Source organism: Nocardioides sp. Z35_8 (genome assembly GCF_059621125.1).
Window position 1 is genome coordinate 392,427 of record NZ_JCAQIE010000004.1, and the last position, 24,719, is coordinate 417,145.

Below are 24,719 nucleotides of genomic sequence, written 5' to 3' on the forward strand. Positions count from 1 at the left end.
CGGCGCATCCTCACCCCACTGGGGGTCAGGATGCGCCGACTCGAGCTTGATCGGGCGTCAGGATGCGCCGACTCGACGAACGGTGTTCAGCTGCGCGGGATCTCGCGCATCTCGAAGGCCTCCACGACGTCGCCGATCTTGATGTCCTGGAAGTTGCGGAGCACCAGACCGCACTCGAAGCCCTCGCGGACCTCGGACGCGTCGTCCTTCTCGCGGCGCAGCGAGGAGAGGTCGAGGTTGTCGGCCACGACCGCCCCGTCGCGCAGGACGCGCACCTTGGCGTTGCGGCGGAGGACACCGGAGGTGACCATGCAGCCCGCGATGTTGCCGGCCTTGGACGAGCGGAAGATCTCGCGGATCTCCGCCTGCCCGAGGGTCGACTCCTCGTAGACGGGCTTGAGCATGCCCTTGAGCGCCGCCTCGATCTCCTCGATCGCCTGGTAGATGACCGAGTAGTAGCGGATCTCGACACCTTCCTTGTCGGCCATCTGGCTCGCCTTGCCCTGCGGGCGGACGTTGAAGCCGATGATGATGGCGTCGGAGGCGGCGGCGAGGTCGACGTTGGTCTCGGTGATCGCACCGACACCGCGGTCGATCACGCGCAGGGAGACCTCGTCGCCCACGTCGATCTGCGACAGCGCGTCCTCGAGTGCCTCGACCGAGCCGGACACGTCGCCCTTGAGGATGAGGTTGAGCTCCTGGCTCTCGCCCTTCTCCATGGAGGCCATGAAGTCCTCGAGGCTGCGACGCACGCGACGCTTGGCCTGCATGGCCGCACGCTCGCGCGCCTCGCGCTTCTCGGCGATCTGGCGGGCCATGCGGTCGTCCTCGACCACGATGAAGTTCTGGCCCGCTCCCGGCACCGCCGAGAGACCCAGCACCATCGCCGGACGCGACGGGTCGGCCTCGGTGAGCTCGTTGCCGTGCTCGTCGAGCATCGCGCGGACGCGGCCGTGGGCCGGACCGGCGACGATCGAGTCGCCGACGCGCAGCGTGCCTCGCTGGACCAGCACCGTGGCGACCGGACCTCGACCGCGGTCGAGGTGCGCCTCGACGACGAGGCCCTGTGCGTCCTGGTCGGGGTTGGCCCGCAGGTCGAGCGAGGCGTCGGCGGTGAGGACGACGGCCTCGAGCAGCTTGTCGAGGTTGGTGCCGGCCTTGGCCGAGACGTCGACGAACATCGCGTCGCCGCCGTACTCCTCGGGGATCAGGCCGTACTCGGTGAGCTGGCCGCGGACCTTGGTCGAGTCGGCCTCCGGCTTGTCGATCTTGTTGACCGCGACCACGATCGGGACACCGGCGGCCTTGGCGTGGTTGAGCGCCTCGACCGTCTGCGGCATGACACCGTCGTCGGCCGCCACCACGAGGATCGCGATGTCGGTGGCCTGCGCACCACGAGCACGCATGGCGGTGAACGCCTCGTGACCGGGGGTGTCGATCAGGGTGATGCGACGGTCGTCGCCGTCGACCTCGGTGTGGACCTGGTAGGCACCGATGTGCTGGGTGATGCCACCGGCCTCCTTGTCGACCACGTTGGCGTCACGCAGCGCGTCGAGGAGCTTGGTCTTTCCGTGGTCGACGTGACCCATGACGGTCACGACCGGCGGACGGATGACCAGGTCGGACTCGTCGCCCTCGTCGGCGCCGAACTCGAGGTCGAACGTCTCGAGCAGCTCGCGGTCCTCGTCCTCGGGGGACACGATCTGGACCACGTAGTTGAGCTCGTCGGCGAGCAGCTCGAACGTCTCGTCACCGACCGACTGCGTCGAGGTGACCATCTCGCCGAGCGAGAACAGCATCTGGACCAGGGCGGCCGCGTCGACGTTGATCCTCTCGGCGAAGTCGGTGAGCGAGGCACCGCGCGGCAGGCGAACGGTCTCGCCGTTGCCCTTGCGGACGCGCACGCCGCCGATCGTCGGGGCCTCCATGGCCTCGAACTCCTGACGACGCGCCCGCTTCGACTTGCGACCACGGCGCGAGGGACCGCCGGGACGACCGAAGGCGCCCTGCGTCTGGCCACGCTGGCCGGGACGACCGCCACCGGGGCGACCGCCGCCGGACGGGCCGAAGCCGCCGGGACGACCGGGAGCGCCACCGGGGGCACCGGCGCCGGGACGACCCGGGGCACCGCTGCGACCGGGAGCACCGGGACGGCCGGGACCGCCACCGGGGCCACCACCGGGGCCACCGCGGGCAGGACGCCCGCCGGGACCGTTGCCGAAGGCGGCCGGGGACTTGGGCATCATCGCCGGGTTGGGACGCGGCATGCCGGGGCGTCCCTCACCGCCGGCCGGCGGACGCGGCGGACGGTTGTCGTCGCCGCCGGTGCGCGGGGCGGGGCGCTGGCCCATGCCCTGGCTCGGGGCGAACGGGTTGTTGCCCGGACGCGGGGCGCCGGGCCTGCCGACGGGACGAGGTGCCGGGCTCGGCGACTTCGCGGCCGGGGCGGCGGGCGCCTCGGGCTCGGCCGGCGGAGGCGTGGGCTCGGCGGCAGGTGCCTTCGGGCCGGGACGCGGGCCGGGACGGGCCGACGGGGCTGCCGGCTGGGCGGCCGCGGGTGCGGCCGGCTCAGCGGCCGCGGGTGCGGCCGGCTCGGCAGGCTGGGTGGGGGCGACCGGCTCGGCGGGCGCCTCGGCCGGAGCCTCGGTGGCCGCCGGGGCGGGAGCGGGCTTGGGGCCGGGCTTGGGCGCGGCCTTCTTGGCAGCCGGCTTGTCGGCCGGCGCGGCGGTGTCGGCGGGCGCGGAGGCCGCAGCGGCCTTCAGCTCCTCGCCGTACTGCTTCTTGAAGCGCATCTCGACGGGCGGCTCGACAGTCGACGATGCCGACTTGACGAACTCCCCCATCTCCTTGAGCTTCTCGAGAACGAACTTGCTCTCGACTCCGAACTCCTTGGCGAGTTCGTGGACTCGGGTCTTTGCCACGGTTGTTTCTGCTCCTTCTGGTCCGTGACCCCAGAAGGAGAGGGGAAACGGAACAGCTAGTGGGTGTGCAAACTCATCGCGAGTTACTCATCGAGTGCTCATGAGCTGCGTGCTCCAGTTTCTGGTCGGTGCTGCGGTGATTCGGACTGGTGCGCGGTGAGGTGTTCCTGCACCGGCGCGCCGCTGAGGTGCTCGCCCGAGCGGAGGGCCCGGGATGGTGCTCGGCGTCGCACGGCGAGCTCCCAACACTCCTGCGTGGGGTGGATGTGCGCCCCTCGCCCGGGTGCCCGACGGTCCGGATCGGGCACCAGGGCCGGTCGGCCCTCGGCGTCCGAGCCTGCGACCATCCGCAGCAGCTCGCTCGCAGCGGCCCTGGTCCGGCAACCCACGCAGGTCCGGACGGGTCCGGGCGCAAGGGTGTCAGACGTGGTGGCCACTGACCCCCACTCTAGCCGGTGGAACCCCTGGTTCACGAACTGGGCTCGGGAGCCTCGTCGCTGCGGATGTCGATGCGCCAGCCGGTGAGCCGGGCCGCGAGGCGGGCGTTCTGGCCCTCCTTGCCGATCGCCAGCGAGAGCTGGAAGTCGGGCACGACCACCCGGCAGGACCGGGCGGCGAGGTCGACGATCTCCACCGAGTTGACCCGGGCCGGCGACAGGGCGTGGGCGACGAGCTCCGCGGGGTCCTCGGCCCAGTCGACGATGTCGATCTTCTCGCCGTGCAGCTCGCTCATCACGTTGCGCACGCGCTGGCCCATCGGGCCGATGCAGGCGCCCTTCGCGTTGACGCCCGGGACGCTCGAGTGCACGGCGATCTTGGTGCGGTGGCCGGCCTCGCGGGCGATCGCCGCGACCTCGACGGTGCCGTCGGCGATCTCGGGCACCTCGAGGGCGAACAGCTTCTTCACGAGCGTCGGGTGGGAGCGCGACAGGGTGATCTGCGGCCCGCGCATGCCCTTGCGCACCGAGGTGACCAGGCACTTGATGCGCTCGCCGTGGACGTACTTCTCGCCCGGCACCCGCTCGCTGACGGGCAGGATCGCCTCGATCTTGCCGAGGTCGACCATCACGTCGTCGGGGTTGCGGCCCTGCTGGATGATCCCGGAGACGATGTCGCCCTCCTTGCCGGCGAACTCGCCGAACTTGATCTCGTCCTCGGCGTCGCGCAGCCGCTGGAGCATGACCTGCTTGGCGGTCGTGGCGGCGATGCGGCCGAAGCCCTGCGGGGTGTCGTCGTACTCGGGCCCGGCCGTGCCGTCCTCGTCGATCTCGCGCGCCCACACGGTGACGTGGCCGGTCTTGCGGTCCAGCTCCACGCGGGCGGGGCGCTGCGACTCGGTCGCGCGCTGGTAGGCGGTGAGCAGGGCCTGCTCGATGGCCTCGGCCAGCACCTCGAAGGAGATCTCCTTCTCCCGCTCCAGCATGCGCAGGATGCTCAGGTCGATGTCCATCAGTCGTCCTTCTGGTCGGTCTTGCGGTTGAACTCGATCTGCACGAGCGCCTTGGTCACGTCGGCGTAGGCGACCTCGCGCCGCTCCCCCGACACGTCGAGGGTCGCCGACTCCTCCGACGAGGCCAGCACCCGCCCGGTCAGGCTCGAGCCGTCGGCGAGCGTGGCCTTGACCAGCCGGTCCTCGTTGCGCCGCCAGTGCCGCGGCAGGGTCAGGGGGCGGTCGACGCCGCGGGAGGTGACCTCCAGCGTGTAGGGCATCTCGCCCATCACGTCGGACTCGTCGAGCACGCGCGAGACCTCACGGGTCGCGTCGGCGACGTCGTCCAGGGTCACGCCGCCGTCCTTGTCGACCGCGACCCGCAGGACGCGGCGGCGGCCGGCGGGGGTCACCTCGACGGCCTCGACGTCGAGGCCCAACGCTCGCAAGGGGTCGACCAGCTCCGCCTCGATGCGGTCCCGGGTGGCGTCCTGGCGGGGGGTGCTCATCGGGGTGCGACCTCCTTGTGTAGTTGTCCGACTCCACGATAGCCGTCCTCCCCCGCACCGCGACAAACCCCGCCGGCCGGTCCGGACCGGAGCGCCGGGCCGCTAGGGTGCGGGGGTGCCCGCACGCCCGCTGACCCGTCGTACGACGGTGGGCGCGGCGCTCGCGGCGCCCCTCGTGCTGGCCGCCTGCGACATCGACCCGCCGCGCCGCGACGCCGGGTCCGTGGACGCCGACCAGCCCCCGCCGGAGGACTCCGAGCTGGTGGCGGGCGTGGTCGCGGCGCTGGTGCGGGCCCGATCCGTGCTGGAGGCGGCGACGCTGGCGGTCCCCGGCCTGACCCCGCTCCTGGCGCCGGTGGCGACCGCGCACACCGCCCAGCTCGACGTGCTGGCGACGGCGGTCGCCGACACCGACGTGCCCGCCTCCGACCCGCCCGTGCTGCCGGCCGCCCCGCGACGGGCGCTGACCGCGGTCCGCCGCTCGGAGCAGCGGCTGCTGCGCGAGGTGCGGCGCGCCTGCCTCGACGCGGCCAGCGGCGACCTCGCCCGGGTGCTGGCAAGCGTGGCGGCCTCGACAGCGCAGCACTCGGCCGTCCTCGCCGACGCCACGACGAGCCCCGCCTCCGCGGAGGCCGGATGAGCGTCCTCGACGCCCTGCAGACGACCTTCGCCGACGAGCACGCGGCGCTCTACGCCTACGGCGTGCTCGGGGCGCGCACCTCGCAGGCCGCCTCCCCCGAGCTGTTCGACACCCTGACCTCCGGCTACCGGCGGCACCGGGCCCGGCGCGACCAGCTGCGGCTGATGGTGGGCGACGCCGGCGGCGAGCCGGTCGCCGCCGCCCCCGCGTACGACGTGGCCAACGCCCTGCGCCGACCGCAGCAGGTCGCCCGTGCCGCCCAGCGGCTGGAGGCGACGAGCGTCGAGGTGCTCCTCGCCCTCGTGGCGCAGTCGAGCGGCGCCGTGCGCGAGTGGGCGCTCACCGAGGCGACCTGGTCGGCGACGTGGGAGGTGCGGCTCGGCGCCAGCGCCACCACCTGGCCCGGGGCCCCGGAGCTCGACGGGGCCTAGCGCCCGCTCGCCATCGCTGAGACGGGAAGAGCGGCCCGCGGCCTCAGCCTTTGGGAAAGTCCCGAGATCTCTCCCAAAAGCCGAGGACGCGGACCGCTCCCATGGGGTTGGTCAGCATCACCCTGTGTCGATCAACCTGTGGGGGAGGTCGAGCGACATGCACAATCATGCATTCGATCCCGCCTCAACGTAAGGCGTCGCGACTCGCATGTTCCTGCAACGCACGAAGTTGCAGAACGGGTGCGCTCAGGCGGTGCCGAGACGACGCACCACGGCCGGCACCTGCGCCAGCGACGTGACCGTGGCGTCGGGCTCGCCCTCGGTGTGGCCGACCTGGGTCGCCGGGATGGTGCTCAGCGGCACGTGGATCGCGCGCATGCCCGCGTTGTGTGCGCCCCAGATGTCGTCGAAGAGCCGGTCCCCCACGTAGACGCACGCCGCCGGGTCGTCGACACCGACGGCGTCCATCGCGGCGCGAAAGGCGCGCGGGGAGGGCTTGGTCCACGGGATCTCGCTGGTGTAGACGTCGCCGTCGACCAGGTCGTAGACGCCGTCGCGCTCGAAGAAGCCGACGTGCCACTCCCTCGGCCAGATCGTGTTGGACAGCACCCCGACCTTGAGTCCCCCGTCGCGCAGCTCGCGCCACATCGGACCCACCTCGGGGTCGGTGGCGGTGTGCGGCTCCCAGAACTCGTAGTAGGCGGCGAGCAGGTCGGGGTCGTGGTCGAGGCCCGCCTCGGTGAAGAGGTCGGCGATCGTCGCGCTCTGCTGGTGGTCGCGGGAGCGGCCCCAGACGACGTCGCCGGCGCGGTGCAGCCGGGTGGCCCACGCGTGGTGGTCGTCGTGCGGCGTGGGCGTACGACGCACCGCCTGGGCCAGCGCGACCGACTCGGCGTGGAAGTCCACGTCGTGCCAGCGCGTCAGCGTGCCGCCCCAGTCGAAGATGACCGCCTCGATCTGCCCGCGTGCCATGTGGGAGGACCCTTTCAGCGGGGAGCGGTCAGCTGCGGACGATGTCGGTGATGCGCGCGGCCGCCGTGCCGACGGGGACGTCCTCGCGGTCGCCGGTGCGCCGGTCGCGCACCTCGACGTTGCCGTCGGCGAGGCCACGGCCGACCGTGACGATGGTGGGCACGCCGATGAGCTCGGCGTCCTTGAACTTCACGCCCGGGCTGACCTTGCCCGTGCGGTCGTCGAGGAGCACCTCGAGGCCCGCGCCCTTGAGCTCCTGGGCGAGCACCTCGGCGGCGGCGAGGATCGCCTCGTCCTTGCCGGCGGCGACGACGTGGACGTCGGCGGGCGCGACGTCGCGCGGCCAGCACAGGCCGAGGTCGTCGAGCGTGCCCTCGGCGATGGCCGCCACGGCACGCGACGGGCCGATGCCGTAGGAGCCCATCGTCACGGTGACGAGCTTGCCGAACTCGTCGAGCACCTTGAGCCCGAGCGCGTCGGCGTACTTGCGGCCGAGCTGGAAGATGTGGCCCATCTCGACGCCACGCGCCGACTCGAGGGTGCCCTGGTCGCAGCTGGGGCAGGCGTCGCCGTCGCGGACGTCGGCGGCCTCGATGGTGCCGTCGGGGGTGAAGTCGCGCCCGACGACCAGGTCGAGGACGTGCGAGCCGGCCACGTTGGCGCCGGTGACCCAGCGGGTGCCCTCCACGACCCGGGGGTCGACGAGGTAGCGGATGCCGGACGTGGACTCCTCGCCCAGCACCTCGGGGCCGATGTAGCCCCGCACCAGGGCCGGGTGCTTGGCGATCTCGGCCTCGCCCATCGCCTCGACCTCGATCGGCTCGAGCTGGCCCTCGAGGCGCTTCTGGTCGACCTCGCGGTCGCCGGGGACCCCGATGGCCAGCGGCTCACGGGTGCCGTCGGGGTGCTTGAGGACGACGAGCACGTTCTTGAGCGTGTCGCCGGCCGCCCACGGCCGGTCGTCGCGGGGGTGGGCCGTGTTGAGGTGCTCGACCAGCGTCTCGATGGTGGGCGTGTCGGGGGTCTCCTCGACGTGCGCCGCGGGGACGTCGTCGTAGGCGAGCGCGGGCGGTGAGGGGACCGTGACGGCCTCGACGTTGGCGGCGTAGTCGCACCGCGTGCAGCGGACGTAGGTGTCCTCGCCGACCTCCGCCTTGGCCAGGAACTCCTCGCTCGCCGACCCGCCCATGGCACCGGAGGTGGCCTTGACGATGACGTACTCGAACCCGAGCCGGTCGAAGATGCGGACGTAGGCGTCGCGGTGCTTCTGGTAGGACTCCGCGAGCCCGGCGTCGTCGATGTCGAAGGAGTAGGAGTCCTTCATGACGAACTCGCGCCCACGCAGCAGGCCGGCGCGGGGTCGCGCCTCGTCGCGGTACTTGGTCTGGATCTGGTAGATCGAGAGCGGCAGGTCCTTGTAGGAGGAGTAGAGGTCCTTGACCACGAGGGTGAACATCTCCTCGTGGGTGGGGCCGAGCAGGTAGTCGGCGCCCTTGCGGTCCTGGAGCCGGAAGATGTTGGGGCCGTAGTCGTCCCAGCGGCCGGTGGCCTCGTAGGGCTCCTTGGGCAGCAGCGCCGGGAACGACAGCTCCTGGGCGCCCATGTCGTCCATCTCCTCGCGGATGATGTCCTCGATCCTGCGCAGCACCCGGAGGCCGAGCGGCAGCCACGTGTAGATGCCCGGGGCGGCACGTCGGATGTAGCCGGCACGCACCAGCAGCCGGTGGCTCGGCACCTCGGCGTCGTTGGGGTCGTCGCGCAGGGTGCGCACGAACAGGGTCGACATGCGGAGGATGCGGCCAGTCATGGGCGCAACGATAGGGGTGGGCTCGCGAGCACCGCGAACCAGATTGCCGTTCGCCGGGATCCGGCTCAGGGCTGGAGCTCAGAGATCGATCCAGCGGCTGGTCGCCGAGCGGTGACCGTCGCCGAGGGTGAAGCGCACGGCCCCGGTGGGTGCGGCGGCGAGGACGAAGAAGCCCACGTCGTCGAGCCCGGTCGTCCAGCGCTGGCCGTCCTCGGCCTCCACCACCACCTCGACGGACCCCATGTCCCCGTCGAAGTCGAGCAGCTGCCCGCGCACCTGCCCCTCCTCGACCTCGGCGTCGAGGGACCAGCCCTCGGCGGCGGTGAAGTAGAGGATGCGCGAGGTGGTCACTCCCCTCACCTCGGCGGCGGGCTCCTCGCGCGAGTCGCGCACCAGCACGAGCAGCTCCCACTCGTCGTCGAGGTCGGCGGCCGCGACGGCCGCGATCATCGTCTCGGTCAGTCCGGGCGGCGGCGGGTCGCAGGTCGTCCACATCTCCCGCAGCCGTCCGAGGAGGGCAGCATCCCCATCAGTCATCGCTTTCCTCCTTCGTTGAGTGCGGTGCGGACCTTGGCCAGGCACCGGGCCCGGGTGGGACCGATGCTCCCGACCGGCATGCCGAGCTCCCGGCTGAGTGACTGGTAGTCGGGGCGGTCCATGAACGCCACGACTCGCAGCAGCTTGCGGCACCGCTCGTCGACGCTGGCCACGGCTCGCCACAGCCGGGCCGCCTCGTCGTCGAGGACGGCCAGGGCCTCGGCCGACTCCGTGTCCGGGAGTGCGGCGTGCAGCGCCTCGTCCTCCGTGGGGGTCGCGCGTCGCGCGGCCCTCGTGTGTGCGGCTGCGCCGCGCCTGGCTGAGGTGATCAGCCAGGACGCGACCGCCTGCGGGTCCTCGATGGTCCGGTGCAGCCGTACGAAGCCGAGCCAGGTCGCCTGCATCACGTCCTCGGCGACCTCCTTGTCGTGCCCGTAGCTGCGCACCACGTGCCAGAGCACCGGCGTCATCGCGGACACCAGCTCGTCCACCGCACCTGCGTCCCCCGAACGCCAGGCGGTGAACGCCCCACTGGCCATGTCCCACGGTGACTGGTCGGACTGCCCCTCAGCCCTGCGGTCCTCTGACATGGTGACCATTGTTGTCCCCATGTCCACTCAGGTGCGCGTACACCGCTCCGTGATACGCCGTCGCCGTATTTTTCTTCCGGGGTCCGGCGGGCGGGCTCGGGGGTCTCGTGCGGCGGGCGCCGGCCCTAGAACATCAGCGTGGCGAAGGTCGCCGTCTGCCGGAAGCCCACCCGTGCGTAGGCCGCTCGCGCGGGTGCGTTCCACTCGTTGACGTAGAGCGAGACCACGGGCGCCATGCCGGACCCGAGGACGTGCGCGACGACGGCCGCCATCCCGCTGGTGGCGAGCCCCTGGCCACGGCGGTCCGGGCGGACCCAGACCCCCTGCACCTGGGCTGCGTACGGGGTGAGGCAGGCGACCTCGGCCTTGAACACCACCCCGTCGGCGTCGAAGCTCGCCATCGACCAGCCGCGACCGATGAGCTGCTGGATGCGGGCGCGGTAGAGCTCACCCCCTCCGGTGTCGCTCTCCGGGGAGACGCCGACCTCCTCGGTGTACATCGCCACGCATGCCGGGTAGAGGAGCTCGAGGTCGCGAGGAGTCGTGACCCGCACGCCGGGGTCGGCGGCCACGGCCGGGACCCGGTCGGCCTCGAGGTGCGGCTGGTCGGACCGGATCTCGCGCGGGCGCGCCCAGCGCGGCTCCACGATCTCCCACAGGGCGGCCACCACGTCGGCCGGGCCGACGATCGTGCCGACGGTGCTGCGGCGGCGCAGGGCGACGTCGGCGAACGCACCCACGTCCTCGGGGGTGCACTGCACCGGGACCAGGTTGGCGCCGAGGTGGCACCCCGCGACGAGCTCCCCGTCGTCGAACCGGCCCCAGACCTGGCCCCCCAGCCACCGCTCGTCGAGGTTGGTCAGGCGCGCGCGGTAGTCGGCGAAGACGTTGACGACCGGGTCCTGCTCGGCGAGCGCGATGAACGCGTCCCGGTCGCCCGGGCCCAGCACGCGCACCTGCTCGCGGGTCCTCAGCACGGAGGTGAGCCTAGGGGGATGCGGGCGGGCCGACCAGCGGCCCCCACCCTCGAGCGTCAGGAGACGCTGACGCTGGCCTCGGCGCCCTCGACCGCCTCCATCCCCTCGGCGAGGCGCATGGCCTCCTCGATGAGGGTCTCCACGATCTGCGACTCGGGCACGGTCTTGATGACCTCGCCCTTGACGAAGATCTGGCCCTTGCCGTTGCCGGACGCGACGCCGAGGTCTGCCTCGCGGGCCTCCCCCGGGCCGTTGACGACGCAGCCCATGACGGCGACCCGCAGCGGCACCTCCATCCCGTCGAGCCCCGCGGTGACCTCCTCGGCCAGCTTGTAGACGTCGACCTGGGCGCGCCCGCACGACGGGCACGAGACGATCTCCAGCCGGCGGGGCTTGAGGTTGAGCGACTCGAGGATCTGCAGGCCGACCTTGACCTCCTCGACCGGCGGCGCCGACAGCGAGACCCGGATGGTGTCACCGATGCCCTTGCTCAGCAGGTGGCCGAACGCGACGGCCGACTTGATGGTGCCCTGGAACGCGGGCCCCGCCTCGGTCACGCCGAGGTGGAGCGGCCAGTCGCCGGCCTCGGCGAGCAGCTCGTAGGCGCGCACCATGACGACCGGGTCGTTGTGCTTGACCGAGATCTTGAAGTCGTGGAAGTCGTGCTCCTCGAACAGCCCGGCCTCCCACACGGCCGACTCGACGAGCGCCTCGGGGGTGGCCTTGCCGTACTTCTCGAGCAGCCGCTTGTCGAGCGACCCGGCGTTGACGCCGATGCGGATCGAGGTGCCGCGGTCCTTGGCGGCCCGCGCGATCTCCTTGACCTGGTCGTCGAACTTGCGGATGTTGCCGGGGTTGACCCGCACCGCCGCGCAGCCGGCGTCGATGGCGGCGAAGACGTACTTGGGCTGGAAGTGGATGTCGGCGATGACGGGGATCTGCGAGTGGCGGGCGATCTCGGGCAGCGCGTCGGCGTCGTCCTGGCTGGGGCAGGCCACGCGCACGATGTCACAGCCGGTGGCCGTGAGCTCGGCGATCTGCTGGAGGGTCGCGTTGACGTCGGAGGTCAGCGTCGTGGTCATCGACTGCACCGAGATCGGCGAGTCGCTGCCGACGCCCACCGAGCCCACCTTGATCTGGCGGGTCCTGCGGCGCGGGGCCAGGACGGGGGGCGGGAGGGCGGGCATGCCCAGCGAGACGGATGGGCCGGAGGTCATGGCGCCATCGTACGGGCCGGGCAGGAGGGCACCGCCGCTCGGGCACGCCTCCCGCGCCGGGCCCGGCAGCGGTGCCTCCGGGCAGGATCGCACACCGCCCCCGACCGCGTCCGCCGATCGCGCGACGCGCGGCCCGATCAGCTCAGGCGCAGGGGGACGACGATGTCGGCGACGATCAGCACGACGCCCATGACCAGCATCGCCAGCCCCACGACGTAGGCGACGGGCAGCAGCTTGGCGACGTCGACGTGCCCGGGGTCGGGCCGCCCGCGAAGCCGGGCGATGCCGCGCTTGAGGCCCTCGTAGAGCGCGCCGGCGATGTGACCACCGTCGAGCGGCAGCAGCGGCACGAAGTTGAACATGCCGATGAAGAAGTTGAAGCTCGCGACCAGGAACAGCAGCGTGACGACCTTCTCGGTCACCGGGAACGCCTCGCTGGACGCCGCCTCGCCGGCGAACCGACCCCCGCCCACGATGGACACCGGGCTCTCCGGGTCGCGCTCCTGCAGGCCGACGACGGCGCGGCCCACCTCGTAGACCTTCACCGGCAGCTGGCCGAGGGCCTTCAGCGTCTCCGCGGCCATCGTCTTCATCTGCGCGGCGGTGTAGACGAGCCCGCCCGTCTCGAAGCGGGTCTCCGGCTGCACGCCGAGGAAGCCGACCTCGGTGAGCGTCTCGTCCTCGACCGACGCCTGGCGCAGCGTGACGGTGGTGTTGGTGGTCAGCGTGAGCTGCTCGTCGCCGCGGCGCACCTCGATGACGGCGTCGCCGTCGGCGTTGGCGCGGATCTGCGCCTGGAGGCTCTCCCAGTCGCGGAACGGGGTGCCGTTGAAGCTCAGGATCTCGTCGCCGGGCTGGATGCCCGCTTCCTTCGCCGGGGTCGGCGGGTCGTCGGCCGTGCAGGCGCGGCCCTGCTCCTCGACCGGGATGACGCACTCGGGCACGGCCGCGACGACCGGCTCGACGACCTCGTCGCGGGGGTTGCCGTAGGTGGCGAACAGCACGGCGAACAGGCCGAACGCGATGGCGATGTTGACCATCGGGCCGCCCGCCATCACGATCACCTTCTTCCACCACGGGAGGCGGTAGAAGAGGCGGTCGGTGTCGTGCTGCTTGACGTACTCCCACTCCGCGGCGCGGGCGTCGGAGATCAGCTGCGTGAACATCCCGGTGTTGGACCGGCGCACCTTGTGGACGGGCTCGCCGTCCTCGTCGTAGGTCGTCTCCTCGACGAGGTGCTCGGCGCCCGGGGGCAGCATCCCCACGATCTTGACGTAGCCGCCGAGCGGGATGGCCTTGATGCCGTACTCGGTGTCACCGATCGTGCGGCTCCACACGGTCGGCCCGAAGCCGATGAACCACTGCGGCACCTTGCAGCCGAACTTCTTGGCCGGCACGAGGTGTCCGAACTCATGGAGCCCGATCGAGACCAGGATGGCCACGACGAAGGCGACGACACCCAGGGTGTAGAGCAGGGCGGACATGTGTGAGCGTGATCCTTCGGGAGCAGACGTCAGATGAGGGCCGCGGCCTCGGCTCGCGCCCAGGCGTCGGCGGCGAGCACGTCGTCGACGGTGAGGTGCTCCTTCGATGGTACGTCGTGGCGCTCGAGGACGTGGGCGACCGTGACGACGATCTCGTGGAAACCCAGCCGACCCTCGTGGAAGGCGTCGACGGCGACCTCGTTGGCGGCGTTGTAGACCGCGGGCGCGGTGCCGCCCAGCTCCCCCGCCGCGCGGGCGAGCGTGACGGCCGGGAAGACGACGTCGTCGAGCGGCTCGAAGCGCCAGTCGGCGGCCCGGGTCCAGTCGATGGGCGCCTCGGCGTCGGGGACCCGGTCGGGCCAGCCCATCCCGAGCGCGATGGGCACCAGCATCGTCGGCAGGCCGAGCTGCGCGACCACGGCGCCGTCGACGAACTCCACCATCGAGTGGATGAGCTGCTGGGGGTGGACCACCACGTCGATGCGGTCGAAGGGGATGTCGAAGAGCAGGTGGGCCTCGATGACCTCGAGGCCCTTGTTGACGAGCGTCGCCGAGTTGGTGGTGATCACCCGGCCCATCGCGAAGTTGGGGTGGGCGAGCGCCTGCTCGGGGGTGACCCCGGCCAGCGCGTCGGCCGACCACCCGCGGAACGGGCCGCCGGACGCGGTGAGGACGAGCCGGCGTACCTCGTCGGCGGAGCCCGCGCGCAGGCTCTGCGCGATGGCGCTGTGCTCGGAGTCGACGGGCACGATCTGGCCGGGTCGCGCGCGCTCCTTGACCAACGGACCGCCGATGATCAGCGACTCCTTGTTGGCCAGGGCGAGCGGGGTGCCGGCGTCGAGCGCCGCCAGGGTGGGCCGAAGCCCCACGGCGCCCGTGATGCCGTTGAGCACGACGTCGCACGTGCGTGAGGCGGCCTCGACCGAGGCCTCCTCCCCGAGCCCGGAGAACTCCGGCGCGAACTCCGCGACCTGCGCCTCGAAGAGCTCGGGGTGCGAGCCGCCGGCCGTCAGGCCGACGACGCGGAACCGGTCGGGGTGGGCGCGCACCAGGTCGAGCGCCTGGGTGCCGATCGAGCCGGTGGAGCCGAGGATCACGATGTCGCGCGCAGTCACCCCCGCAGTGTGTCAGCGTCGCCGTCGGGCGTAGGACGTCAGTCGGCCTCCGGCGCGTCGAACGCCCACACCGTCAGCCCGCCGACCTCCACGAGCGCGGCCCCGGCGGGTGCGGACGAGCCGTGGTCGTCGGAGGCGCCGAGGGCGTCGAGCACGGTGAGGGTGTCGGCACCGTGGCGTGACAGCACCGCGTCGCCGGGCACGTCGGCGCACCCGCCCGGGTCCGTACGCCCGGCGCGCAGCGCGACGTCCCACGGCACGTGCTCGCCGTCGACGGTGAACCCGAGACCGCCGGGCCCGCCGCGGACCACGACCTTGCCGGTGGCGCCGGGCGAGTCGTCGTGCTCCACGACCGCGCCCACCCGGGCGGCTGCCAGCACGACCAGCACGCCGGCCTGCTGTGGCACGGAGCCGAGGACCACCCGGTCGCCCACCCCGACGCCGAAGGCGCGGAGCACGCCCGCGCAGGCGGCGACCTCGCTCAGCATCCACGCGAAGGTCCGGGGGGTGCCGTCGAGGACGACCGCGACGTCGTCGGCGTGGCCGCGGACCACGTGGATGTCGAGGGCGTTGTAGCAGGCGTTGAGGGTGCCGGGATCGTCGCCGGACGGGGCCCGGAACCAGGTGACGGCGGCGGTGTCGCGCGTCATCGTCACCCCAGGCCGTTGTCGGCCGTGCGCGCCGGCTTGGCGGGCGTGCGCAGCCAGGCGTCGAAGAACGCGCTGAGGTCGTGCCCGCTGACGCGGGCCGCCAGCTCCTCGAACTCCTCCGTGGAGCCGTTGCCGCCGCGCTGCTCGCGGGTCCAGGCGCGCACGACGCGCCAGAAGGCCTCGTCGCCGACACGGTTGCGCAGGGCCTGCAGCGTCATCGCGCCGCGACCGTAGACGGCCTGGTCGAAGATCCTCGCCGCCCCCGGGTCGCCGACCGGCACGGTCCAGACGTCGGAGCCGGCCGCGATGCTGTCGTAGTAGCTGCGCAGGATCGCGTCGCCCGACCGGCCGCCGTGGGTCTCGGTCCAGCGCCACTCCATGAAGCTGGCGAAGCCCTCGTTGAGCCAGATGTCGGACCAACCCTCGACGGCGATGTCGTCGCCGAACCACTGGTGCGCGAGCTCGTGCACGACGAGGGTGGTGTAGCCGGCGCCGACCGCCGGATAGGTCGGCCGGGTCTGGTTCTCCAGCGCGAAGCCGGGGTCGAGCCCGGTGGTGATGCCTCCGACGACCGAGAACGGGTAGGGGCCCAGGTCCTTCTCGAGACCCGCGACCACGGCGGGGGTCCGCTTCATCAGCCGCATGCTCGCGCGCTGCTCGTCCTGGCTCAGCTGCTGGGAGACCGCGACCAGCCACGGCAGGCCGCCGCGCCGGCCCTTGGCGATGGTGAAGTCACCGGCTGCGAAGAAGGCCAGGTAGGGCGCCATCGGCTCGTCGGCCCGCCAGTGCCACTCGGTGGTGCTCCTGCCCACGTCACGCCCGCGCAGCTTCCCGTTGGAGACGACCTCGCGGCCGTTGGGCACGCGGATCCTCACGTCGACGAGGGCCTTGTCGAGCGGGTGGTCGTTGGCCGGGAACCACCACGGCGCCATGTGCGGCTCGTTCATCGTGACGACCTCGCGCTTGCTGGCCAGCCAGTTGCGCTCGCCCGCGTAGGCGTACCTGGCCGGCTTGTCGGCGTAGACCACCACGACGGTGTGCTCGGTGCCGGCGGCCAGTGGCTGGTCGGGGGTGATCCGCAGCTCGTGGCCGCCGTCGGTCCTGGTGAAGAGCGCCTTCCGACCGTCGACGCTGACCGCGGACACCCTGAGGAGGAAGTCGAGCGAGAAGCTCGCAAGGTCCTGCGTCGCCGTCAGCTCGATCGTCGTACGACCCGCCAGCCGCTTGGTGGCCAGGTCGTAGCGGTTGGCGATCTGGTAGCGGCGCACGTCGATGCCGCCGTTGCCGTCGAGCGGCCAGTAGGGGTCGCCGATGCCAGGCGCCCCGTCGACGGGAGCCCTCAGGAGCGCCCCCGCGGGAGCGCCTGCGGGCCCGGCGGGGTTGGCGGGGTCGGCGGCGGGAGGGTCGGCGGTCGCCGCGACGCCGGTGATCCCCACCGCCAGCACCGCGGCGAGCACGGAGGACACGAGGGGCCGGGAGAGGGCTCGGATGCTCACCGTCCGAACCTAGCGCGAATCAAATGCGTTGCGGGGGGCTCGCCGCGACCGTCAGCATGGACCCGGTGACGCGCGCCCGCGCGTCCGCCCGCCGCGTGCCCGCTGCACGCCGCGCCCCGTGACGAGAGGAGCCGTGACATGTCCATCGCTGTCCTCGGCCTGCCCGCCGACCACCTCTCGCACCCACGGAGCACCCACGTTGTCGCACCTCCCGTCACACCACACGCCCCACCCCGCGTCTGACCCGACGCCCGACCCGCCCGCCCCCGGTTTCCCCGAGGACTTCCTCCGCGCCGACGACCGTCCGCCGATGGAGGACGTCGACGAGTCGTTCGTCTTCGACTACCAGGCCTATGCCGACGAGCTCGGCGAGGGCCAGCGCTGGTCGCGCTGGGAGGACCTCGAGGCCCTGATGAAGGGCCCGGAGCCACGCCCCGACTGGGTCGTGACCTCCAGCGGCGCCATCGACACCGACCTCGGCGTGCTCAAGACCGGCAAGGAGGCCGACGTCTTCCTCATCGAGCGCGCGGACCCCCATCGGCCCGACGAGGCGGTCGTGATGGCCGCCAAGCGCTACCGCGACACCGACCACCGCACGTTCCACCGGGCGGCCTCCTACACCGAGGGCCGGTCGATGAAGCGGTCCCGCGACAACCGTGCCCTCAAGCGCAAGTCCACCTGGGGTCGCCAGGTCGCGGCCGGGGAGTGGGCGGCCTCGGAGTGGAACGCCCTGCGCCGCTGCTGGGAGCTGGGCCTCCCCGTCCCCTATCCGGTGCAGATCGACGAGACCGAGATCGTCATGGAGTGGATCACCCACCGCGTCGACGGCGAGGTCGAGACCGCGCCCCGCGTGGCCCAGGTCCGCCCCGAGCGCGCGCTCGTCGAGAGCTACTACGAGCAGCTGCGCGACGCGCTGACCACCCTCGTCCAGGCCGGTCAGGTCCATGGCGACCTGTCGCCCTACAACACCCTGGCGGCCGGTGACCGGCTCGTGATCATCGACCTGCCGCAGATGGTCGACCTCGTCGGCAACCCGCGCGGCATGGACTTCCTGCTGCGCGACTGCGCCAACATGTGCGCCTGGTTCCGCTCGCGCGGGCTCGAGGCCGACGAGCAGGAGCTGTTCGGTGAGCTGATGGCCCACGCCTTCTGAGGTGCCGCCGGGCACCCTAGGTTGGGGCGCGTGAAGCACACCCACGGACGCGTCGTCGACGTCACGACCCTGGCCGACCTCGACCATAGGCTGGCGGCCGGTGCCCGCTCGCTCTCCGGCTGGCGGCTGCTGGGCCTCGACCTGACCCGGCGCGGCCCGGCCCTGCTGGAGCGCTCGCTCGACCAGGCGCTGTTCCTGGGGTGCGACCTCACCGACGACGACGAGGACGCCGTGCGCCGCGCCGGGGCGGTCGTGCTCCACGAGATCCCCGGGACCCCGGTCGACCCCTACCGCGCGAGCCTCTACTCCCCCGCCGAGCTCTACGACTCACCCCGCTACGCCGCCACCCTCGACGCCCGCGCCTACGCCTGGTCGCGCGGCGACACCAGCGCCGACGACACCCTGGCGATGGCGCTGCACGATCACCACGTCGACGCCGCCCTGGCCGCCTGGGTGGCCGGACGCGACGTGGTCGGCGTGATGGGCGGGCACGCTCTCGAGCGCGGGAGCCCGGCGTACGTCGAGGCGGCGCGCCTCGGGCACGCGCTCGGCGACCACCTCACCGTGGCGACGGGCGGCGGGCCGGGGGCCATGGAGGCGGCCAACCTCGGCGCGTTCGTCCCCGGCGACCTGGCCGGCGCGCTCGCGGCCGTGGCAGCCGTGCCGTCCTTCCGACCCGACGTGGGCGCCTGGGCGCGCACGGCCCTCGACGTCGTCGCCGCCACCGGGACCGGACGCGAGTCGCTCGGCATCCCCACCTGGCACTACGGCCACGAGCCGCCCAACGTGTTCGCCACCTCGATCGCGAAGTTCTTCGCCAACGCTCCCCGCGAGGCCCTGCTGCTCGAGGTGTGCACCGCCGGCATCGTCTTCCTGCCCGGCGCGGCCGGCACCGTGCAGGAGGTCTTCCAGGACGCCTGCGAGAACTACTACGCCGACCTGACCGCGGTCGCCCCGATGGTGCTCGTGGGTCGTCGCCACTGGACCGAGGACCTGCCGGTCTGGCCGTTGCTGCAGGCCCTGGCCGCGGGCCGGGCGATGGAGCCGCACGTCCACCTCGTCGACACCGTCGAGGAGGCCGTCGACGTCGTGCGGGCGGGTGCGGGCCACCGCGCCGGGGGCTGACCGCGCCGGCGCCTGCCACTCCTCGGACTGCTGGCCGACCGCGGGCCGACTGTCGGCCGCTCCTCCTTGGCCGCTCCTCCTTGGCCGCTACTCCTTGGCCGCTACTCCTTGGCCGCTACTCCTTGGCCGCGAGCTGGCCGCAGGCGCCGTCGATCTCGCGGCCGCGGGTGTCACGCACCGTGGTCGGGATGCCCTTGGCCTCGAGCCGGCGGACGAACTCGCGCTCGTCGGCCGGGTCGGACGCGGTCCACTTCGAGCCCTCGATGGGGTTGAGCGGGATCAGGTTGACGTGCACCCACCCCCAGTCGCCGTAGGAGTTGAGCACGTCGGCGAGCAGGTCGGCCCGGTGGGCCTGGTCGTTGATGCCGCGCATCATGGCGTACTCGATCGAGACGCGGCGCTTGGTCTTCGCGGCGTAGTTCCAGGCCGCCTCGACGGTCTCGGCCACGGAGAAGCGGGTGTTGATCGGGACGAGCTCGTTGCGCAGCTCGTCGTCCGGCGCGTGCAGGCTCAGTGCCAGGGTGACCGGGATGCCCTCGTCGGCGAGCTGGTTGATCCGCGGGACCAGGCCGACGGTGGAGACGGTGATGCCGCGCGCGCTCATGCCGAGCCCTGCGGGCGAGGGGTCCGTGAGGCGTCGTACGGCACCGATGACGGCCTTGTAGTTGGCCAGGGGCTCGCCCATGCCCATGAAGACGACGTTGGAGACGCGGCCGGGACCGCCCGGCACCTCGCCACGTGCCATCGACCGGGCGCCTGCGACGACCTGCTCGACGATCTCGGCGGTCGACATGTTGCGCTGCAGGCCGCCCATGCCGGTGGCGCAGAAGGGGCACGCCATGCCACAGCCGGCCTGGCTGGAGACGCACACCGTGGCGCGGTCGGGGTAGCGCATCAGCACCGACTCGACCAGGGCGCCGTCGAAGAGCCGCCACAGCGTCTTGCGCGTGGTGCCCTTGTCGGCCTCCAGGGTGCGCAGCGGCGTCATCAGGTCGGGCAGCAGCGCCGAGACGAGCTCGTCGCGCTGGCCGGCGGGCAGGTCGGTCATCTCGGCCGGGTCGTCGACGAGGCGGGTGAAGTAGTGGTTGCTGAGCTGCTTGGCGCGGAAGCCGGGCAGGCCCATCTCCTCGAGCAGCGCCTTGCGCCCGGCCTCGTCGAGGTCGGCGAGGTGGCGCGGGGGCTTCTTGCGGCCCCGCGGCTCGTTGAACACGAGGGGCAGGGTCGTGATCGGCTGCTGGTCGGTCGGCGTCTCGGACATCGTGGCGATTGTCCCACCCCGGCGGTCGGCGGCGCGATTCGCAGACCGCTCAGCGGGTCATGCGTCGACCATGAAGTAGAGCACCAGCGACGCGACGCCGCCGACGACGAGGGCGGTCACCACCATGCCGACGAACATGAACTGGGCGAACCGGCGGGTCTTGCGCTTGACGAGCATCGCGATCGGGAGCGCCAGCGCGAGGAGCACGAACGGGAAGAGCCGCTCGGCGGTCTCGTAGGAGAAGAGCAGCCGGAGGATCGCGGCGAACGCCCCGGGCAGCGCGGTGACGAAGAGCATCCCGGCGAAGAAGCCGGTGATGCCCGCGAACGTCGGGTGGCTGTGGTGCCACCACTCGAAGTGCCGTTCGTGCGACACCTCGTGCTCCTGTTGCATCTCCACGCCGACACCCTAGGCGCTCGGGGGTCCCGCCGTGCACGGGGCGCGCGGGGACGGCGACGTCGGAGGGGCGCGCCGGGGTCAGGGATCGACGGTCAGGGATCGACGGTCAGGGCTCGACGGTCAGGACGTCGGGCATCGCGAGCGACTCCCACCGGCGCAGGTCGGGCGGCCGGCCGGTGAGGGCGGCGACCACGACCGTCCAGGCCGTGCCGTGGCCGACGAGGACGACGTCGTCGGAGCCGTGCACGTCGAGCACCCGCCGCACGGCGGGCACCACCCGCTCGCGGCACGTCGCGAGCGGCTCCCACCCCGCGACGGCCGGCGCGTCGGGGTCCGCGAACGCCCGGCGGACGGCGCCGGCGAAGTCGTCGACCCACTCCCCCGACCGCTCGTGCTCGCGGAGGTCGTCGAGGATCCCGACGTCGCCGTCGGTGAGCAGCTGGGCGGTCTGCACCGCCTTGGGCTCGGGCGAGGCGAACCACGCCGCCGCCGTGGGCAGGCGCCCGGAGGACCGCAGCGCCCACACGTCGTCGTACGACGCCGGGTCGAGGTCCCACTGGGCGGCCGGGACGGAGCGCCGGATCAGCGGGCGGCCGTGCCGGACGAGGTGGAGGGTCACGTCAGAACACGAGGTAGTAGAGGACCAGCCAGATCGGGGCCACCGTGGCCAGCAGGGAGTCGAGCCGGTCCATCAGCCCGCCGTGCCCGGGGATGACGTGGCTCATGTCCTTGACGCCGAGGTCACGCTTGATCACCGACTCGCACAGGTCGCCCAGCGTCGCCATCACCGCGGCGATCACGCCGAGGAGCACGCCGACCCACCAGTCGCCGCCGAGGAGGGCCGTCACCAGCCACACGCCCACCGCCACCGTGGCGGTCATCGACCCGGCGAAGCCCTCCCACGACTTCTTCGGCGAGATGACCGGCGCCATGGGGTGCCTGCCGAACAGCACGCCCGCGACGTAGCCGCCGATGTCGGAGGCGATGGTGATCGCGATGAAGGTGATCACTCCGCGTACGCCCGGGTCGTCGACGTCGAGGCCGAAGCCGGGCGCGGTGCCCCCTTCGCCGAGCATCAGCGCGACGAACGAGGCGAGGAACGGCACGTAGACGAGGGTGAAGACCGACGCGGTCGCGTTCTTGACGTAGCCGTCGACGCCGCGGCGCAGCAGCCACAGCATCACGACCAACGCCGTCACCGCGGTGGCGGTCACCAGCGCCGGAGCGCCCCAGACGTAGGCCACCACGACCATCACGACGCCGCCGAGCATCAGCGGCTGCTCCGGCATGTCGATGCCCTTGACCGCGAGGCCGCGGTGCAGCTCCCACACCGCGACCACGACGGCGATCGCGACGATGCCCATGAAGGCGGGCTTCCACAGCACCAGCGACAGCAGGACGGCGCCCACCAGCAGCACACCGGACGTGATGGCTGCCTTGAGGTCGCGGCCGGCACGGCCGTGGGCCGGCTGCGGCGGCGGGGCCGGCGCCGCCGGAGGGTCAGGAGTGGTCATCGATGGGGCGCTCAGACCTCGAGCAGCTCGGCTTCCTTGTGCTTGAGCAGCTCGTCGATCTTGTCGGTGTGGGTCTTGGTGAGGGCGTCGAGGCGCTTCTCCGCACCCGTGACGTCGTCCTGGCCGACCTCGCCGTCCTTCTCGAGCTTCTCCAGGGACTGCTTGGCCGTGCGGCGTACGTTGCGCACCGACACGCGCCCGTCCTCGGCCTTGGACCGGGCGAGCTTGATGAACTCCTTGCGACGCTCCTCGGTCAGCTCGGGGAAGACGCAGCGCAGCACCTTGCCGTCGTTGGCCGGGTTGACCCCGAGGTCGGAGTCGCGGATGGCCTTCTCGATGCTGCCCATCGCGCCCATGTCGAAGGGCTGGATCAGGATCGTGCGAGCGTCCTGGGAGGAGAAGCTCGCCAGCTGCTGGAGCGGGGTCTGGGTGCCGTAGTAGTCGGCCGTGATCTTGGCGAACATCGCCGGGTTGGCGCGACCGGCCCGGATCGCGGCGAACTCCTCGCGCGTCGACTCGACCGACTTGCCCATCTTGGCGTCGGCATCGTTCATGACGTCCTTGATCACGGTGTGCTCTCTCTCCTCGTACGTCGTGGTGCGGGTGGGCTCGGGCCCGGTCAGGCCGAGCTGCTCACCAGCGTGCCGATCTTCTCACCCCGCACCGCCCGCACGATCGTGCCGGGCGTGGAGAGGTTGAAGAAGACGATGTCCATCCGGTTGTCGCGGGCCATCGCGATGCCGGTCGCGTCGGCGACCTTGAGGTCGCGGGCGAGGTACTCGTCGTAGGTGAGGCGGTCGAACTTCACCGCCGCGGGGTTGGTCTTGGGGTCGGAGTCGTAGACGCCGTCGACGCCCTGCTTGCCCATCAGGATGACCTCGCACCGCGTCTCCAGCGCCCGCTGGGCGGCGACGGTGTCGGTCGAGAAGAAGGGCATGCCGGCGCCGGCGCCGAAGATCACGACGCGGCCCTTCTCCATGTGGCGGATCGCCCGGCGCGGGATGTAGGGCTCGGCGACCTGGCCCATGGTGATCGCGGTCTGCACGCGCGTCTCGACGCCGTGCTTCTCGATGAGGTCCTGGAGGGCCAGGCAGTTCATCACCGTGCCGAGCATGCCCATGTAGTCGGCGCGGGCCCGCTCCATGCCCCGCTGCTGCAGCTCGGCGCCGCGGAAGAAGTTGCCCCCTCCGACGACGATCGCGATCTGGACGCCCGACTTGGCGACCTCGGCCACCTCGCCCGCGAGGGCATTGATGACGTCGAGGTTCAACCCCACCTCGCCTCCGCCGAACACTTCACCGGAGAGTTTGAGGAGGACTCGCTTGTACGCCACGTGCATCCCTTCGAGCGCCTGGGTGGTCACCCGAAACCTACCGGACCCGGCGGTGCCCGACGAACCGAGCGGCTCCCGGGGGTGGGGTGGGACACCTCGCGGTCGACCCCGCCTCCCGACGTGCGACGAGGGGCCGTACGCCGGTGGCGTACGACCCCTCGTCGGGTGTCTCGGGTGGGGCTGGCTCAGGCGCCGACCTCGAAGCGGGCGAACCGCTTCACGGTGGTGCCGGCCTCGTCCAGGACGGCCTTGACCGACTTCTTGGACTCGGTGACCGACTCCTGCTCGAGCAGCACGATCTCCTTGAAGAAGCCACCGAGGCGACCCTCGACGATCTTCGCGATCGCCTGCTCGGGCTTGCCCTCGTCGCGGGTCTTCTGCTCGGCGATCGAGCGCTCGGACTCGACGACGTCGGCGGGCACCTCGTCGCGGGTGAGGTACTGGGCACGCATCGCGGCGATCTGCATCGCGGCGGCGCGGGCAGCGGCCTCGTCGCCCTCGAACTCCACCAGCACGCCCACGGCGGGCGGCAGGTCGGCGGCACGCTTGTGCATGTAGGTGACGGTGTTGCCGTCGAAGTAGGCGACGTCGCCCAGCTCGATCTTCTCGCCGATGGTGATGGCGAGGTCCTCGATGACCTCGCCGACGGTCTTGCCGTCGAGCTCGGCGGCCTTGAGGGCCTCGGTGTCGGTGGCCTTGACGGCGTTGGCGACGTCGGCGATCTGCTGGGCCTTGGCGATGAACTCCTCGTTCTTCGCGACGAAGTCGGTCTCGCTCTTGAGCTCGACCAGCGCGTTGCCCGAGGTGGCGACGAGGCCGGCGGCGGTCTCGCGCTCGGCCCCGCGGGCGGCGGCCTTGGCGGCACCCTTGACGCGGAGCAGCTCGACGGCCTTGTCGAAGTCGCCGTCCGTCTCGGTCAGCGCCTTCTTGCAGTCCATCATCCCGGCCTGGGTGAGCTCGCGGAGCTTCTTGACGTCGGCAGCGGTGAAGTTGGCCATGGTCCTTCTTCCTTGCAGTTCGGTGGATGCGGACGCGGGGGGGGGGGGGGGGGGGGGGGGTGGGATATCGGGGGGGGGGGGGGGGGGGGGGGGGTGGGGGGGGGGGGGGGGGGGGGTCGGGGGGGGGGGGGGGGGGGGGGGGGCGGCCGGGGGGGGGGGTGCTC

General features: G+C 72.2%; 25 protein-coding genes. 4 read left to right on the top strand and 21 right to left on the bottom strand.

Annotation, left to right across the window (positions count from 1 at the left end; translation table 11 throughout):
* Positions 1-86: 86 nt before the first annotated feature.
* The 4 genes from infB to rimP all read right to left on the bottom strand — a co-directional run bounded on the left by infB (position 87) and on the right by rimP (position 4,859).
* Positions 87-2,921 carry a translation initiation factor IF-2 gene (infB, locus tag AC54T2_RS18415; RefSeq protein ID WP_496666894.1) on the bottom strand — a complete coding sequence of 945 codons (2,835 nt, stop codon included), beginning with the start codon at positions 2,919-2,921 and terminating at the stop codon, positions 87-89.
* Between the two features lie 98 nt (positions 2,922-3,019).
* Positions 3,020-3,268, bottom strand: a complete 249-nt coding sequence (locus AC54T2_RS18420; RefSeq protein ID WP_241005450.1) for a YlxR family protein — start codon at positions 3,266-3,268, stop codon at positions 3,020-3,022.
* Positions 3,269-3,390: 122 nt separating this feature from the next.
* Positions 3,391-4,371, bottom strand: a complete 981-nt coding sequence (nusA, locus tag AC54T2_RS18425) for a transcription termination factor NusA (RefSeq protein WP_496666895.1) — start codon at positions 4,369-4,371, stop codon at positions 3,391-3,393.
* Positions 4,371-4,859 carry a ribosome maturation factor RimP gene (gene rimP / locus AC54T2_RS18430; protein WP_186340959.1) on the bottom strand — a complete coding sequence of 163 codons (489 nt, stop codon included), beginning with the start codon at positions 4,857-4,859 and terminating at the stop codon, positions 4,371-4,373. Before rimP ends, nusA begins: the two co-directional genes overlap by 1 nt.
* 115 nt (positions 4,860-4,974) lie before the next feature.
* Here rimP and AC54T2_RS18435 point away from each other — a divergent pair, with 115 nt between their 5' ends.
* The gene (locus AC54T2_RS18435; protein WP_496666896.1) at positions 4,975-5,499 is read left to right on the top strand and encodes a hypothetical protein; all 525 of its coding nucleotides are present in this window, start codon (positions 4,975-4,977) and stop codon (positions 5,497-5,499) included.
* Positions 5,496-5,930 carry a DUF4439 domain-containing protein gene (locus AC54T2_RS18440; RefSeq protein ID WP_496666897.1) on the top strand — a complete coding sequence of 145 codons (435 nt, stop codon included), beginning with the start codon at positions 5,496-5,498 and terminating at the stop codon, positions 5,928-5,930. The genes AC54T2_RS18435 and AC54T2_RS18440 overlap by 4 nt, the downstream gene beginning before the upstream one ends.
* A 246-nt stretch (positions 5,931-6,176) precedes the next feature.
* On the opposite strand, the gene AC54T2_RS18445 is transcribed toward AC54T2_RS18440, so the two are convergent.
* From AC54T2_RS18445 to AC54T2_RS18490, 10 genes are all read right to left on the bottom strand, one after another.
* A complete protein-coding gene (locus AC54T2_RS18445) occupies positions 6,177-6,902 on the bottom strand; it encodes an HAD family hydrolase (protein WP_496666898.1) in 726 nt (241 codons plus the stop codon).
* Between the two features lie 28 nt (positions 6,903-6,930).
* The gene (locus AC54T2_RS18450; protein WP_496666899.1) at positions 6,931-8,709 is read right to left on the bottom strand and encodes a proline--tRNA ligase; all 1,779 of its coding nucleotides are present in this window, start codon (positions 8,707-8,709) and stop codon (positions 6,931-6,933) included.
* 78 nt (positions 8,710-8,787) lie between these two features.
* The gene (locus tag AC54T2_RS18455) at positions 8,788-9,246 is read right to left on the bottom strand and encodes a hypothetical protein (RefSeq protein WP_186340955.1); all 459 of its coding nucleotides are present in this window, start codon (positions 9,244-9,246) and stop codon (positions 8,788-8,790) included.
* Complete coding sequence (locus AC54T2_RS18460) at positions 9,243-9,836, bottom strand: sigma-70 family RNA polymerase sigma factor (protein ID WP_489974706.1); 594 nt, start codon at positions 9,834-9,836, stop codon at positions 9,243-9,245. The genes AC54T2_RS18455 and AC54T2_RS18460 overlap by 4 nt, the downstream gene beginning before the upstream one ends.
* Before the next feature lie 125 nt (positions 9,837-9,961).
* Positions 9,962-10,813 carry a GNAT family N-acetyltransferase gene (locus tag AC54T2_RS18465; protein WP_186340953.1) on the bottom strand — a complete coding sequence of 284 codons (852 nt, stop codon included), beginning with the start codon at positions 10,811-10,813 and terminating at the stop codon, positions 9,962-9,964.
* Between the two features lie 56 nt (positions 10,814-10,869).
* The gene (gene ispG / locus AC54T2_RS18470; protein WP_489974707.1) at positions 10,870-12,030 is read right to left on the bottom strand and encodes a flavodoxin-dependent (E)-4-hydroxy-3-methylbut-2-enyl-diphosphate synthase; all 1,161 of its coding nucleotides are present in this window, start codon (positions 12,028-12,030) and stop codon (positions 10,870-10,872) included.
* Between the two features lie 137 nt (positions 12,031-12,167).
* A complete protein-coding gene (locus tag AC54T2_RS18475; protein WP_496666900.1) occupies positions 12,168-13,514 on the bottom strand; it encodes a M50 family metallopeptidase in 1,347 nt (448 codons plus the stop codon).
* Between the two features lie 29 nt (positions 13,515-13,543).
* Positions 13,544-14,629: a 1-deoxy-D-xylulose-5-phosphate reductoisomerase gene (locus tag AC54T2_RS18480; protein WP_186340950.1), complete on the bottom strand. Its 1,086-nt coding sequence runs from the start codon at positions 14,627-14,629 to the stop codon at positions 13,544-13,546.
* A 38-nt stretch (positions 14,630-14,667) separates the two neighbouring features.
* The gene (locus AC54T2_RS18485; RefSeq protein ID WP_186340949.1) at positions 14,668-15,279 is read right to left on the bottom strand and encodes a hypothetical protein; all 612 of its coding nucleotides are present in this window, start codon (positions 15,277-15,279) and stop codon (positions 14,668-14,670) included.
* A gap of 2 nt (positions 15,280-15,281) precedes the next feature.
* The gene (locus AC54T2_RS18490) at positions 15,282-16,775 is read right to left on the bottom strand and encodes a M1 family metallopeptidase (protein ID WP_496666901.1); all 1,494 of its coding nucleotides are present in this window, start codon (positions 16,773-16,775) and stop codon (positions 15,282-15,284) included.
* Between the two features lie 310 nt (positions 16,776-17,085).
* Here AC54T2_RS18490 and AC54T2_RS18495 point away from each other — a divergent pair, with 310 nt between their 5' ends.
* Positions 17,086-17,928, top strand: a complete 843-nt coding sequence (locus AC54T2_RS18495; RefSeq protein WP_186340947.1) for a serine protein kinase RIO — start codon at positions 17,086-17,088, stop codon at positions 17,926-17,928.
* A 30-nt stretch (positions 17,929-17,958) separates the two neighbouring features.
* Entirely contained in the window at positions 17,959-19,053 is a 1,095-nt protein-coding gene (locus AC54T2_RS18500) for an LOG family protein (RefSeq protein WP_489974711.1), read from the top strand.
* A gap of 115 nt (positions 19,054-19,168) precedes the next feature.
* Here the strand turns inward: AC54T2_RS18500 and rlmN are convergent, their stop codons facing one another.
* The 7 genes from rlmN to tsf all read right to left on the bottom strand — a co-directional run bounded on the left by rlmN (position 19,169) and on the right by tsf (position 24,555).
* Complete coding sequence (rlmN, locus tag AC54T2_RS18505; protein ID WP_186340945.1) at positions 19,169-20,311, bottom strand: dual-specificity RNA methyltransferase RlmN; 1,143 nt, start codon at positions 20,309-20,311, stop codon at positions 19,169-19,171.
* 57 nt (positions 20,312-20,368) lie between these two features.
* On the bottom strand, positions 20,369-20,704 hold the full coding sequence (locus AC54T2_RS18510; protein ID WP_186341254.1) for a hypothetical protein: 336 nt from the start codon (positions 20,702-20,704) through the stop codon (positions 20,369-20,371).
* 112 nt (positions 20,705-20,816) lie between these two features.
* A complete protein-coding gene (locus tag AC54T2_RS18515) occupies positions 20,817-21,329 on the bottom strand; it encodes a histidine phosphatase family protein (protein WP_496666902.1) in 513 nt (170 codons plus the stop codon).
* 1 nt (position 21,330) lies between these two features.
* Positions 21,331-22,224: a phosphatidate cytidylyltransferase gene (locus tag AC54T2_RS18520; RefSeq protein ID WP_496666903.1), complete on the bottom strand. Its 894-nt coding sequence runs from the start codon at positions 22,222-22,224 to the stop codon at positions 21,331-21,333.
* Positions 22,225-22,235: 11 nt separating this feature from the next.
* Positions 22,236-22,790 carry a ribosome recycling factor gene (frr, locus tag AC54T2_RS18525; protein WP_206054637.1) on the bottom strand — a complete coding sequence of 185 codons (555 nt, stop codon included), beginning with the start codon at positions 22,788-22,790 and terminating at the stop codon, positions 22,236-22,238.
* A 53-nt stretch (positions 22,791-22,843) separates the two neighbouring features.
* Positions 22,844-23,563: a UMP kinase gene (gene pyrH, locus AC54T2_RS18530; protein WP_186341253.1), complete on the bottom strand. Its 720-nt coding sequence runs from the start codon at positions 23,561-23,563 to the stop codon at positions 22,844-22,846.
* A 179-nt stretch (positions 23,564-23,742) separates the two neighbouring features.
* Entirely contained in the window at positions 23,743-24,555 is an 813-nt protein-coding gene (gene tsf, locus AC54T2_RS18535; RefSeq protein WP_186340941.1) for a translation elongation factor Ts, read from the bottom strand.
* Positions 24,556-24,719 lie beyond the last annotated feature (164 nt).

Coding starts and splice junctions, on each gene's coding strand:
- nusA (WP_496666895.1), bottom strand. CDS start 4,371: ATGGACATCGACCTGAGCATCCTGCGCATGCTGGAGCGGGAGAAGGAG.
- AC54T2_RS18445 (WP_496666898.1), bottom strand. CDS start 6,902: ATGGCACGCGGGCAGATCGAGGCGGTCATCTTCGACTGGGGCGGCACG.
- pyrH (WP_186341253.1), bottom strand. CDS start 23,563: ATGCACGTGGCGTACAAGCGAGTCCTCCTCAAACTCTCCGGTGAAGTG.
- AC54T2_RS18460 (WP_489974706.1), bottom strand. CDS start 9,836: ATGTCAGAGGACCGCAGGGCTGAGGGGCAGTCCGACCAGTCACCGTGG.
- AC54T2_RS18455 (WP_186340955.1), bottom strand. CDS start 9,246: ATGACTGATGGGGATGCTGCCCTCCTCGGACGGCTGCGGGAGATGTGG.
- tsf (WP_186340941.1), bottom strand. CDS start 24,555: ATGGCCAACTTCACCGCTGCCGACGTCAAGAAGCTCCGCGAGCTCACC.
- AC54T2_RS18450 (WP_496666899.1), bottom strand. CDS start 8,709: ATGACTGGCCGCATCCTCCGCATGTCGACCCTGTTCGTGCGCACCCTG.
- AC54T2_RS18485 (WP_186340949.1), bottom strand. CDS start 15,279: ATGACGCGCGACACCGCCGCCGTCACCTGGTTCCGGGCCCCGTCCGGC.
- rlmN (WP_186340945.1), bottom strand. CDS start 20,311: ATGTCCGAGACGCCGACCGACCAGCAGCCGATCACGACCCTGCCCCTC.
- AC54T2_RS18520 (WP_496666903.1), bottom strand. CDS start 22,224: ATGACCACTCCTGACCCTCCGGCGGCGCCGGCCCCGCCGCCGCAGCCG.
- AC54T2_RS18420 (WP_241005450.1), bottom strand. CDS start 3,268: ATGGTCGCAGGCTCGGACGCCGAGGGCCGACCGGCCCTGGTGCCCGAT.
- rimP (WP_186340959.1), bottom strand. CDS start 4,859: ATGAGCACCCCCCGCCAGGACGCCACCCGGGACCGCATCGAGGCGGAG.
- AC54T2_RS18510 (WP_186341254.1), bottom strand. CDS start 20,704: ATGCAACAGGAGCACGAGGTGTCGCACGAACGGCACTTCGAGTGGTGG.
- AC54T2_RS18495 (WP_186340947.1), top strand. CDS start 17,086: ATGGAGGACGTCGACGAGTCGTTCGTCTTCGACTACCAGGCCTATGCC.
- AC54T2_RS18440 (WP_496666897.1), top strand. CDS start 5,496: ATGAGCGTCCTCGACGCCCTGCAGACGACCTTCGCCGACGAGCACGCG.
- ispG (WP_489974707.1), bottom strand. CDS start 12,030: ATGACCTCCGGCCCATCCGTCTCGCTGGGCATGCCCGCCCTCCCGCCC.
- AC54T2_RS18475 (WP_496666900.1), bottom strand. CDS start 13,514: ATGTCCGCCCTGCTCTACACCCTGGGTGTCGTCGCCTTCGTCGTGGCC.